Annotated in this window: 9 protein-coding genes and 1 pseudogene; 9 read left to right on the top strand and 1 reads right to left on the bottom strand. The window is 64.3% G+C overall.

What is annotated here, in order from left to right; translation table 11 throughout:
* From ROTAS13_RS10730 to ROTAS13_RS10760, 8 genes and pseudogenes are all read left to right on the top strand, one after another.
* The coding region (locus ROTAS13_RS10730; protein WP_139323315.1) for a transposase at positions 1-295 on the top strand (295 nt) is incomplete at its 5' end.
* 312 nt (positions 296-607) lie between these two features.
* A complete protein-coding gene (locus ROTAS13_RS26225) occupies positions 608-850 on the top strand; it encodes a DUF4258 domain-containing protein (RefSeq protein ID WP_139323316.1) in 243 nt (80 codons plus the stop codon).
* Positions 851-871: 21 nt separating this feature from the next.
* On the top strand, positions 872-2,761 hold the full coding sequence (locus tag ROTAS13_RS10735) for an N-6 DNA methylase (protein WP_075822318.1): 1,890 nt from the start codon (positions 872-874) through the stop codon (positions 2,759-2,761).
* 103 nt (positions 2,762-2,864) lie between these two features.
* Positions 2,865-4,460 (top strand): class I SAM-dependent DNA methyltransferase, encoded by a 1,596-nt coding sequence (locus ROTAS13_RS10740; RefSeq protein WP_075822319.1) that lies wholly within the window; start codon positions 2,865-2,867, stop codon positions 4,458-4,460.
* Positions 4,453-5,775, top strand: a complete 1,323-nt coding sequence (locus ROTAS13_RS10745) for a restriction endonuclease subunit S (protein WP_171979076.1) — start codon at positions 4,453-4,455, stop codon at positions 5,773-5,775. Before ROTAS13_RS10740 ends, ROTAS13_RS10745 begins: the two co-directional genes overlap by 8 nt.
* The gene (locus ROTAS13_RS10750; protein ID WP_139323317.1) at positions 5,772-6,194 is read left to right on the top strand and encodes a hypothetical protein; all 423 of its coding nucleotides are present in this window, start codon (positions 5,772-5,774) and stop codon (positions 6,192-6,194) included. Before ROTAS13_RS10745 ends, ROTAS13_RS10750 begins: the two co-directional genes overlap by 4 nt.
* Positions 6,195-6,211: 17 nt before the next feature.
* The gene (locus tag ROTAS13_RS10755; protein WP_075822324.1) at positions 6,212-9,388 is read left to right on the top strand and encodes a type I restriction endonuclease subunit R; all 3,177 of its coding nucleotides are present in this window, start codon (positions 6,212-6,214) and stop codon (positions 9,386-9,388) included.
* A gap of 337 nt (positions 9,389-9,725) precedes the next feature.
* A pseudogene (locus ROTAS13_RS10760) lies at positions 9,726-10,130 on the top strand (transposase); the annotation flags it as partial.
* A 260-nt stretch (positions 10,131-10,390) separates the two neighbouring features.
* Here ROTAS13_RS10760 and ROTAS13_RS10765 read toward each other — a convergent pair.
* Positions 10,391-11,425 (bottom strand): IS110 family transposase, encoded by a 1,035-nt coding sequence (locus ROTAS13_RS10765; RefSeq protein WP_075822322.1) that lies wholly within the window; start codon positions 11,423-11,425, stop codon positions 10,391-10,393.
* Between ROTAS13_RS10765 and ROTAS13_RS10770 the strand changes: the two genes are divergently transcribed.
* Positions 11,424-12,107, top strand: a complete 684-nt coding sequence (locus tag ROTAS13_RS10770; RefSeq protein ID WP_216348629.1) for an IS5 family transposase — start codon at positions 11,424-11,426, stop codon at positions 12,105-12,107. The two genes, ROTAS13_RS10765 and ROTAS13_RS10770, sit on opposite strands and share 2 nt — an antisense overlap.
* Positions 12,108-12,639 lie beyond the last annotated feature (532 nt).

Below are 12,639 nucleotides of genomic sequence, written 5' to 3' on the forward strand. Positions count from 1 at the left end.
GCGCGATGCCTCCGACCAGGCCTACTACGTCGTCTTCGCGCCGATGGAGACCACGCTCGCCGAACTGGCCGGCGTGGCCGGGCTGCGCTGGACCATCGAAATCTGCTTTGGCACCGCCAAGGAGGAACTCGGTCTCGACCATTGCGAGGCACGCTCCTGGGACGGCTGGCACCGCCACATGACACTGTGCATGGCAGCGCTGGCCTTCCTCGCGCGGCTCCGCGCCGAACTGGTCCGCAGCGCAGCCAGCAAACCGAACGAAACGAGTCCAGGCGCCGTCGCCGTGGCCGCCTGAAACCAGGACCAGGGCGCAGACCGCCGGAACACCTGCCGCCGCTCTCCACCCCGGAGATCAGGCACCTGCTGGCCCGTCTCGTGCTCGCCGTAGCCCCTGTGCGCGAACTGCTGCTGGAGTGGTCCCTCTGGCGACGACGGCATCAGGCCGCCGCACGTGCTGCGCATCTCAAGTCACACCGTAAAATGTAACTGTAGTACTAGTTTCACGCCAGGGCTTACGCCATCCGGCGGCAATCTATGCAAGGCCTTCCTAAAAAATCAGTTGCTGATTTATGTTGACTGGCCTGACTGATTCTCCCACGATCGAACCATGCACAGCTCGACCGACAGCCACGTGACCAGACACATGCAGGCCCGCATGTCACAGCGCGGCATTCCCGGAGACCTTGTTGACCTGGTCCGGCGATATGGTCGGGACGAACAGGATGCCGTGGTTCTGGATCGCAATGGACTCCGTGACCTTCTTGAGGAAGTGCGCGCCCTGCAGCGCACTGTCATGAAGGCCATCGACAAAGGCGGAGTTGTCGTATCGAAGTGGAAGGCACTCTGGTGACGACCTACAATCGGGACAGCTATGACCGTCGCCGCACTCATGCCCGCTGAAAACAACCTGGCGATGTTCCAGAAGGCGGTGCGGAATTTCGTCGTACATGACCCTATGGGACCGGGCATGGGCGCCGAATTGCTCGTTGCCCGCATGTTGGCTGCCGTTCGGATTTGGCCGGACGGCGACGCAACGACCCCCGGCTTTCTTGATCGCGACACCGAGTTCACCAGTGCAGACTGGCAAACCCTCCTGCATCGAATGGCGGAACACTGGCGAGAAAAACATACCGAACGCTTCAACCCGTTCGAGGAGCGTCTCGAGTCCGAGCGCCTGCGACCCGGTACGATCGAGAATTTTCGCCGCCTCGTTCTGTCGTCTCTCGATCGTGCAGGGCAGGTAAGTCCTGAGCTGATCGAGGCAACACTCGACCTACCCCTGACATCTCGCCTTGGGCCGGTGGCGCGGCTGGCTCCCGAATGGGAGCGAGTCGTTGTCGACCTGGTCAATCCGACGGCTGCGGACCGTGTTTTCTGCGGGTTCGAGAGCGCTTCCGGCATCGCCCTGAAGCTTGCGATGGAGGGCGCCAAGGTGCGTCTCGACATCCAGAACTATGACACTGCGGCTATCTGTGCCTGCCTGGCCCTGGCCGGCGATGCCGATCTCGTCGTCAGGCTTGGCGACCCAATGGACATCGCGGCGTCCGATCCGGGAAGCGAACCGACGCCGTTCGATACCGCTATCGTCGTTCCGCCCATTGGGATTCGGCTGCAACCTGGCCGCGGCGGCCCGGACATGACAGGTCTGTTGCCATACAGTTCCAGCGAGAGCGGCGGGGTCGCTCTGGCCATCGCGCGTGCACGGCATCGCGCAATCTGCGTCGTACCTCCGTCCTTTCTGTTCAAGGCCACGCGTGCCGACCAGCACTTCAAGGAGGTGGTGGCCCGCGAATTCGGTCTCGAGACCATCGTCGGACTGCCTCGAGGGGTTTACCCCAACGCCTCGATCATGGCGGCGCTCCTGCTGTTCGACCTGGATCGGGGTCGGCCGACCGAGACAGGACAGGTCCTTGTGGTCGACGCCGTGGATCGCGACCATACGAATGCCGCGGCACTGCCGACAAACGAACTCCCGCAGTTGCTCCGGAAGCGAAAGGTTGGCGACATTTCGGTCATGGCGTCGATCGACGAACTGGCCGCGAACGATTTCAACCTGTCACCGGATCGATACGTCGTCGCGCCAGAGGTACTTCGCTTGCGCCAACTCGCCGAGGATGCCGAGACGGTAGCCCTGGGCGACCTCGTCGAGATCTACCGCCCTCAAGCGCTGGCAGGTAGCAAAGCGGCCGCTGAAGGCGACATTGTCGCCTTCGAGATCGGGGTCTCGGATATCGACGAGGTTGGCCTAGTGGAAACACCGGGTAAACGCCTCGCATTGTCCGAGGCCGCCGCGTCGCAGGCGCGCAAGGCAGTGATCGAGCCTGGAGACGCCCTCCTCGTGATAAAGGGGAGCGTCGGCAAAGTTGGCTATATCCGCTCCATCCCCAAGGGAGCTCTTTGGCTCGCCAGCCAGAGCTTCGCGGTGCTGAGGCTGAGACGGCACGCGCCCATCAGCGATCCGCGCGTCCTGTTCCGCTTTCTCAGTTCCGGCTTGGGTCAGGCAAGCCTCCAAAACTTCCGGGCGGGATCCACGGTCCCCAGCCTGCAGATGGCCGATGTCCGACGCCTTCCTATCATCTTGCCCGATAGCGACGCGCACGCCGCCATAGCCCGGCAAGTCGACGAGCTGTTCGCCATACAGGATCACATCCGGCAACTACGGTCGGATCTAAGAGCCCGGCAAACAGCGATCTGGCCGGACGGATCGGCATCAAGCAGCGCCTGCACTGATGAGACAAAGGGCAATCAGCACAGCGTCTAGGGCGGCTGCTCTTATCGAGGCGTTCGGCTACGCCGCACCCGCTGACGAGCCTGCCGAAGAGTTCGCCGCACACACATACTACGATGATGAGGACCGACTGACGATGCCGCGTGGACGACCGAGAAAGAACCCGGAGGCCACCTCGGCCAAGATCCTGAAAGAGATGAAGAGCAACGGCGCGACGTTGGGCTTCGAAACGCAGATGTTCCTCGCGGCCGACAAGTTGCGCAAGAACCTGGAGCCGTCTGACTACAAGCACGTCGCCCTCGGCCTGATCTTCCTGAAGCACATCTCGGTCGCCTTCGAGGCCAAGCGTGAGGCGCTGCTGGCCGAGGACGCCTCGGCGGCGGAGGACCCGGATGAGTATCTGGCCGAAAACGTGTTCTGGGTGCCGAAGGAAGCGCGTTGGTCGCACCTTCAGGCCAACGCCAAGCAGCCCAGCATCGGCAAGATCATCGACGACGCCATGGCGGCCATCGAGGCGGCGAACGAGCGGCTGAAGGGCGTGTTGCCCAAGGACTACAACCGCCCGGCCCTCGACAAGGTCATGCTGGGCGAGTTGATCGACCTGATTTCCGGCATCGCCATGGGCGAGCCCGGCGACAAGGCCAAGGACGTGCTGGGCCGGGTCTACGAATATTTTCTCGGCGGCTTCGCGGGCTCCGAGGGCAAGCGGGGCGGCGAGTTCTACACCCCAAGTTCCGTCGTGCGGGTGTTGGTCGAGATGCTGGAGCCCTATAAGGGCCGCGTCTACGACCCCTGCTGCGGCTCGGGCGGCATGTTCGTGCAGTCCGAGAAATTCGTGGAAAACCACGGCGGCCGCCTCGGCGACATCGCCATCTACGGGCAGGAGAGCAACTTCACCACGTGGCGCTTGGCGAAGATGAACCTTGCGGTGCGAGGCATCGACGCCGACATCCGCTGGAACAATGAGGGCTCCTTCCACAAGGACGAACTGCGCGATCTGCGCTTCGACACCATTCTCGCCAACCCGCCCTTCAACATCTCTGATTGGGGCGGCGAGCGGCTGCGGGAGGATGCCCGCTGGGTTCATGGTGTGCCGCCTGCCGGGAACGCCAATTACGGTTGGCTGCAGCACATCCTCTGGCACCTCGCGCCGGGCGGCCGAGCGGGCGTGGTGCTTGCCAATGGCTCCATGTCCTCCGGGCAGAGCGGCGAGGACGTGATCCGGAAGGCCATGGTGGAAGCCGACGTGGTGGACTGCATGGTCGCGCTGCCCGGCCAGCTTTTCTACTCGACCCAGATTCCGGCCTGCCTCTGGTTCCTTGCGCGCGACAAGAACCCCGGCGGTGGGTTGAGGGACCGGCAGGGCGAGGTGCTGTTCATCGACGCCCGCAAGCTTGGCACGTTGGTGGACCGCACCCGGCGCGAGCTTTCGGACGAGGATATCGCCAAGATCGCCGACGCCTATCATGCGTGGCGCGGCCAGCCTGAGGCAGGCGCCTATGTGGATGTGCCGGGCTTTTGCAAGGCGGCCTCGCTGGATGACATTAGGGGCCACAAACACGTTCTGACGCCGGGGCGGTATGTTGGAGCGGCGGATGTTGAGGATGACGAGGCGCCATTTGAGGAACAGTTCGCGGTGCTGAAGAACCGCCTTCTAGATCAGTTTTCGGAAGCCGAAGGGCTGAATGCCGCCATTCGTTCTGCTCTTGAGCGGGTCACCTCACGTGACTGAATGGCAAACAGTGCCGCTCGGCACACTCGCTTCGTCAGAGCCGGGGGCAATTGCCATTGGTCCGTTCGGTTCGCGCATGAAGGCCGAACTCTACGTTTCGGATGGCGTTCCAGTCATTAGAGGCACGAACATATCGGCAGGACGATCTTGGAAAGGCAACTGGGTATACGTCCCAGAAGAATTCGCCGCCGAGATGCCTAACTGTTTGGTCCGTAGCGGTGATCTCGTTTTTCCTCACCGAGGATCGATTGGAGAAGTCGCATTGGTTCCGCCTGACGGCAGAACCTACATGATCTCAACGAGCCTGATGAAATTCCGCGCAGATGTCACGAGGGCGCTGCCAGAGTTTCTGTTCTACCGCTTCAAGTCCTATGAGGGCAGGGAAGAAATTCTGCGTTTTGGATCGCAAGTTGGCACACCCGGCATTGGTCAGCCCTTGACGTCCTTGCGACAGTTCCGTGTCAACCTGCCTCCTATCGATCAGCAACGCGCCATCGCCTCCGTCCTCGGCGCCCTCGACGACAAGATCGACTTGAATCGGCGGATGAACGAGACGCTGGAAGCGATGGCGCGGGCGATCTTCAAGGACTGGTTCGTCGATTTCGGCCCGACCCGCGCCAAGATGGAGGGCCGCCCGCCCTACCTCGCCCCTGACCTCTGGGCGCTGTTCCCAGATCGGCTTGATGATGAAGGGAAGCCGGAAGGGTGGAAGGATGGTGACCTTGGTTCTTTCGTCACGCTGATCAGGACAGCAATCAGCCCGAGCCAGTTTCCCGACGAAGTTTTCGAGCATCACAGCCTTCCCGCTTACGATGCTGGGCAACGCCCTGTAACCGAGGCAGGAAGCAAGATTCTGAGCAATAAGACCATCGTGCCTCAGGGCGCCGTGCTTCTCTCCAAGCTCAACCCTGAAATCGTGCGCGTTTGGCTTGCAGATGTGGGCTCGGAGCGGAAAGCCGTAGCTTCTACCGAGTTCTTGGTTCTGCAACCGTCATCCTCCGACTTGCGGGATTTCATTTACTGCTGCGTGTCGGAGACCGGCTTCCGTAGAAGAATGGAGGCCATGGTTTCTGGAACTTCCAAGAGCCATCAGCGTGTCAGTCCTTCCGCTGTATTAGGCTTATCCCTCGTTCTTCCTCCGACAGAGGTGATGACGGTGTTCGGCAGAATCGCCGGGCCATTGCTGGATCAGGTTTTAGGCAACAGGCGTGAAGCGGTATCTCTTGGCGAAACTCGTGACCTGCTTCTTCCGAAGCTGATGTCGGGCGAGATACGGGTTCGTGAAGCCGAGAACCTGTTGGGGGCCGTCGCGTGATGGAGGACCGGCAGTTTCTCAAAGACGGCGCAGTTGGACTGCTGACCGCCATCGCAGAAGAACACCCTCTCGGCCACCAGCCGAGCAAGGCGGCGCGCTTCGTCCTCACGTCCCGCCATGGCGTGAAGGTCGAGATCATGTTCGAGAAGAACATGACGAGCCCACCGAATCTCTGGTGCCTTGAGAAGGCGGCGAGCCCCGCGCTGATCGCGAGGCTCAAACCGAAACGGTCATCGGCCAGCAAGCTGAGAACCTCGCGCGGCCCTGATGGCAAGGTCCAGTATGGTCGCCATAGCTCCCTCGAACGGATGGGCCAGTTGGGCGAGGCCGACTTGGTGTGCTTCGCGCCCGACTCCTTCGCAGAGATCGGTGAGATCATCGACCGCCTCCGGAGCGTCACCGCTTCGGACCTTTCGTAGCATTCGGGATGCTGGGCATGGGCCAGATCGGCGAAAGTCACGTTGAAGAAGCCGCCCTCGCATGGCTGTCCGAGCTTGGCTACAACACGGTCAACGGCCTGACCATCGGTCCGGACGCCACGGCGCCGGAGCGCGCCAGCTATGGCGACGTGGTGCTCATCGGCCGTCTCAACATTGCCCTCCGCCGCCTGAACCCCACCTTGCCGGAGGAGGCGCTGGCCGAAGCCCGCGCCAAGGTTCTGCGAAGCGAGACCCAGTCGCTTCTGGAAGAAAACCGCCGCCTGCACCGCTTCCTCGTCGAGGGGGTGCCCGTCGAGGTCCGGCGGCTCGATGGCACGATCAGCGGCGAGCATGTCCGCCTGCTCGATCTCAATGACCCGGCGGCGAATGACTGGTTGGCGGTAAACCAGTTCACCGTGGTGGAGAACAAGGCCAACCGGCGGCCGGACGTGGTGGTCTTCGTCAACGGCTTGCCGTTAGCGGTGCTGGAACTCAAGCACCCCGGCGCCCAGAACGCCACGCTGGACGGCGCCTACAACCAGCTTCAGACCTACAAGGCGCAAATCCCCTCCCTGTTCCGCACTAATGCCGCCCTGATCATCTCGGATGGCATGGCGGCGCGGATCGGCTCCCTTACGGCGGATCGGGAGCGGTTCATGCCGTGGAGAACGGTGGACGGTGAGGACGTGGCGCCGAAGGGCTCGCCCGAACTCAAGACCGTGTTGCACGGTGTGTTCGAGCAGCGGCGCTTTCTGGACCTGCTGCGGGACTTCATCGCCTTCGGCGAGACCGAGCGAGGCGTCATCAAGATTCTGGCGGGCTACCACCAGTTCCACGCCGTGCGGCGTGCCGTGGGCTGCACCGTCGAGGCGACCCGGCCGGAAGGCAACCGCAAGGTTGGCGTCATCTGGCACACGCAGGGCTCGGGCAAGAGCCTTCTGATGGCCTTCTACGCGGGCTGCGTCATCAAGCACCCGGCCATGGAGAACCCGACCCTCGTCATCCTGACCGACCGCAACGACCTCGACGATCAGTTGTTCGGCACCTTCTCCATGTGCCGCGACCTGCTGCGCCAGACCCCGCAGCAGGCCGAGGACCGCAACCACCTGCGGCAGCTTCTGGACCGACCTTCAGGAGGCGTCATCTTCACCACGCTTCAGAAGTTCACCCCGGAGCCCGGCTCCACCGATTACCCCCTGCTGACGGACCGGCGGAACGTGGTGGTGTTGGCTGACGAGGCGCATCGCAGCCAGTACGGGCTGAAGGCCAAGGTCGACAGCCGGGACGGCTCCCTGTCTTACGGCTTCGCCAAGTACATGCGCGATGCCGTGCCGAATGCTTCCTTCATCGGCTTCACCGGCACCCCGGTGGAGAGTGGCGATGTCAGCACCCGCGCCGTGTTCGGCGAGGATATCGACGTCTACGATATCAGCCGTGCCGTGGAGGATGGCGCCACGGTGCCGATCTACTACGAGAGCCGTCTCGCCCGGATCGAGTTGGACGAGGACGAGAAGCCCAAGATCGATGCCGAGATCGCCGACCTCGTGGGCGATGAGGCCGAGAGCGAACAGGACCGAATTGGCCGCAAATGGGCTAGCGTCGAGGCGTTAGTGGGCGCCGAGAACCGCATCGCCTTGATCGCCGAGGATATCGTCCACCACTTCGAGGCCCGCACGGAAGCCTTGGACGGCAAGGGCATGATCGTCTGTATGAGTCGCCGCATCTGCGTGGCGCTCTACGACGAGATCATCCGGCTGCGCCCCGATTGGCACAGCGAGGACGACGAGGCCGGCGCCCTGAAAGTAGTGATGACCGGCGCCGCCTCCGACCCGGCCGGGTGGCAGCAGCATATCGGCAAACGGCCGAAGCCCCGGCGGGAGTTGTTGGCGAAGCGGACTAAGAACCCCAAGGACCCGCTCAAGCTGGTCATCGTCCGGGACATGTGGCTGACCGGCTTCGACGCGCCTTCGATGCACACGATGTACGTCGACAAGCCAATGCGCGGCCACGGGCTGATGCAGGCCATCGCCCGCGTGAACCGGGTCTTCAAGGACAAGCCTGCTGGGCTGGTGGTCGACTACATCGGCATCGCTCAGAACCTGAAGGAGGCGCTGAGCCAATACTCAGCTGGGGATCAGAACCAGACGGGCATCGACGAGGCGGAAGCCATCCGGGTGCTTCAGGAGAAGTACGAGGTCGTCCGGGCCATGTTCCGGCCGGACATGGCCGGCGGTTTCAACTACCGTCCTGCCCTCGACCCGAAGACCCCGCCGCAGGACCGCCTGACCATCCTTGCCGGGGCCTTGGACTGGGTGCTGACCTTTCAGCAGGAGGCAGCCGCGAAGGAGACGAGCGAGGAGGGCAAGAAGCGGGCACACCGACGCTACAGTGATGCGGTGGTGGCCCTATCGAAGGCCTTCTCGCTGGCAGCGGCCAGCGACGAAGCGCAGGCCATTCGCGACGAAGTCGGCTTCTTCCAAGCCGTCCGTATCGCACTGCTGAAGGATGCCGCGACCGGCGGCGGGGGGCTCCGTGCGGGAGCGGACCGGGAGATGGCAATCCAGCAGATCGTCAGCCGGGCGGTAATCTCCACCGAGATCGTCGACATCATGCGGGCTGCCGGTATCGCGAGCCCGGACATTTCCATACTCAGCGACGAGTTCTTGGAGGAGGTTCGTGAGACCCCGAAGAAGAACCTCGCCATCGAGGCACTCAAGAAGCTGATCAACGGCGACGTACGGTCGCAGGCGCGCCGGAACGTCACTCAGTCGAAGGCCTTCACCGAGCGGCTGGAGGCGGCCATAGCCCGCTATCACGCCAACGCTCTGACGACGGCGCAGGTGCTGGAGGAGTTGATCCAGCTTGCCAAGGACATCAAAGGCGCCCGGTCGCGCGGCGAGGACGTGGGCCTCACCGACGAAGAGATCGCCTTCTACGATGCCTTGGCCGAGAATGAGAGCGCCCGAGAGGCGATGGGCGAGCCGACGCTCCGGGTCATCGCGCTGGAACTCGTGAAGAGCATTCGCAGCAACATCTCGGTGGACTGGATGCACCGAGAAACGGCCCGAGCCCGCATCCGCGTACTCGTGAAGCGTATCCTGCGGAAGTACGGCTACCCACCCGATCTTCAGGATGCTGCCGTGCAGAACGTCCTTCAGCAGGCGGAAGCACTGTCGGCCGCATGGGCAGCCTGAGGCTGCTTACGGCATCTGCGGCGTCCACAAGGATAAGGTTTCGGTGGAGCTCCATTCCGCCGAGTGTGGCAGCCCGACTTATCGGAGACTCCGTTTTCAACCGGAACGTTCTACAGTATCTTTACGAATCATGCTGTTCAAAGCTGATAGCCTCGACGATGCGCTTGGCGACGTTGTGCGAAGCCTGCTTCGAAGGGGCACGGCCATCCGGGCGAAAAAGGGCCGTGCGCGCGAGTTCACTGGCGTGCTCATTAAGCTGAGTGTGGTGCAGGGATCGGCGTCAGACAGGGGCTGCTTGCGGTAGGATTGGCCACCCCAGCGCCAGGAGCGATCCCGCTTGCCCTTCAAAGCCAATGCTGGCCGCCGGCATCACATCCCGAGGCCGCGGTACCGGGCGACGAACTGGGCGACCTACGACGCGGCGTTGCGGGATCGGGGCAGCCTGACGGTGTGGTTCACCGAAGCGGCGATCGCGGCGTGGCGGGCGGAGCCCCGGACCACGCGGGGCGGGCAGACACGGTACTCGGCACTGGCGATCAGCACGGCGCTGACGCTGCGAGCGGTGTTCCGGCTGGCGCTGCGCCAGACCGAGGGGCTGATCGGCTCGGTCATGGCCCTGCTCGGGCTGGACCTGCCGGTGCCGGACCACACCACCCTCAGTCGCCGGGCCGAGACGCTGGCCGTGCTCCACCCTCGCCCCGGCCGCCGCCCGCTGCACCTGATCGTGGACAGCACGGGGCTTCTGTAATGGGGCCTCGAAGGTCAAGTCCGTCCTGGAGTGTCTCGTCACGGAGCTCTGGCTTCTGTCCGTCGTCGGCGTGATGGCCGCGCACAAGATGCTGTCGGAAGGAGCGGGCGGGCCAATCTGAAGGTCGTGGTTCATGCCGGTGGGCATGACCGACGTCCGGTGCTGCGGCTTCACCCGATCCCGCGTCCCCGTGACGGGACCTCAGGGACGAACGGCGCGCCCTCGCGGCCGTGCGTCGATCCTTTCTCCCCTGCTCAAACGGTCGCCGCGGCCTCGCGGCTCCAGCGGAACTCGGTCCCGTCCACCCAGAGACGGTGGAGCACGACGGCGAGCTTCCTGGCGAGCGCCACCTTCGCCCGCTTGAGGCCACGCGCCCTGGCCACCCGGAGCGCCCAGGCCCGTAACGCCGAGAACCGCTGGACGCGCAGGAGCATGACATGGGCCGCCTCGAACAGCGCCGTCCGGACGTCGCCATCCCCGGTTTTGCTGATATGCCCGGAGCGGTCGACCTCGCCCGACTGGTAGCGTCTCGGCGTCAGCCCGAAATGGGCGCCAACATCCCTCGAGTGCTTGAACCGGCCGGGGTCATCCACCGCCGCCTTGAAGGTCATGGCCACGATCGCGCCGACACCGGGGACGGTCATCATGCGCCGGCAAGCCGTGTCGGTCCGCACCATCCGCAGCACCTCCCGGTGAAGGGCCGCGTACTCGCCGCGCAGGGCGGCCCGGGCGCGCAGCATGGGCTCGGCCAGGGCCTCGAGCGTTCTCTGCCCGGCGACCATCTCCCGGACCCGGGCCTCGAACCGCCCCTTGGCGACCTCGCCGAGTTTGAGACCAAAGCCGCGCAAGATCCCGCGCAGGCAGCGCTCCAGGTCATTCTGTCGGGCCTGCAGCTGCTTGCGCGCGACCAGCAAGGCACGGACTTCCTGGGCGGGGATCGTCTTGGCGTGGACGGGGCGGAACCAGCCCATGCGGACCATCTGGGCCATGCCGCGGGCGTCGTTGCGGTCCGTCTTGATCGCCGCCGACCGGAGCACCGCCCTCACGTGGCGCGTCTCCAGGAGCACGGCCTCGAAACCCGCCTCGGTCAGCCCGGCGTGGATCCATTGCGACAGAGGGCCGGCCTCCAGCCCGACCCGGGTGAAGGCCAGGCCGCTCCCGTTGAGAAAGGCAACCAGTGCCTCGGGCTCGCTGGCCACCTTGGCCTCGTGCAGGATATGGCCTGTACCGTCCACCACGCACACGCTGCTCAGCCTGAGCGAGACATCGACCGCAGCAAAGTACTCCATGACCGACCTCCTTGGATGGCCAGAGCCGCCGCTCGGCTCTGCTCCTTCCATCAGCTTGGGGACGGCCAGCCCGACCGAAAACCTGCGGTTCCCTGGGCAGCCCGGCCCCATACGGCATCTGAAGCTGTGCGGCCCGGGTGAATGGTTGGTGGAGAAACACGGCAGCCGGACCAGGCGCGGATGGCGCAAGCTGCACGTCGGGGTGGATGCCGACGCCGGCCGAATCGCCGCGGCGCTGCTGACGGCGCACGACGAGGACGATGCCGCGCAGGTCGGGCCATTGCTCAACCAGGGAGGCAGCCCGGTCGCCTCCCTCACCGCCGATGGCGCCTACGACCAGGCGGGGGTCTACGCCGAAGTCGCAACCCGACATCCAGACGCGACAGTGATCATCCCGCCCCGCGCCAACGCCGTGCCGAGCGACACTGCCGGGACAGCGCCAACCCAGCGCGACCGGCACGTGGACAACATCGCCCGGCATGGCCGCATGGGCTGGCAGACGCGATCAGGCTACAACTTCCGCGCTCTGGTCGAGGCCGACATCGGCAGGTTCAAGCGCGTGATCGGCGACGGGCTGCGGTCACGCACCGACGGGAGGCGGGCGACCGAGGTGGCGATCGCCGTCGCTGCGCTGAACCGGATGCTCGAGCTTGGACGGCCCGACTATGTCCGCATCACCTGATCGAAGCTTTCTGCCAGCAGACCGCGCCCACAGGCCGGATCCATGCACCGCAGTCCCGCGCCGGAAGAACAGCCCGTAGGCTTCGCTTACAATTGTCATGCTGATCCACACCATTCAGAAAATGATCGCAGCCGGACCATTCCTTTCCGGCGGTAGTCCCAGTTACAGTGCCTCCGAGTGGCTGCCGATGATCAAATTCCCGGCCGGAAGGCGACCGCACGCGAACCAATGCGGGCACCGTGGGCACGTCTCGGCGTTCGGAGCGCTGGGGAAGTACCCAGCTGTCAGCTGCTGGCTGAGCTCGTCCAGCGTCTTCCTGCGGTTCGCCAGCACGGGGCCGGTGAAGACCACCATCCTCACACTCCCGTCAGTGCTGTCTCTTGATCACATCTACGCACAGCTCCACCGGAAGGCGACCGCACGCGAACCAATGCGGGCACCGTGGGCACGTCTCGGCGTTCGGAGCGCTGGGGAAGTACCCAGCTGTCAGCTGCTGGCTGAGCTCGTCCAGCGTCTTCCTGCGGTTCGCCAG

This window comes from Roseomonas sp. TAS13, from assembly GCF_001950415.1.
Taxonomy (GTDB): Bacteria; Pseudomonadota; Alphaproteobacteria; order Acetobacterales; family Acetobacteraceae; genus Roseomonas; species Roseomonas mucosa.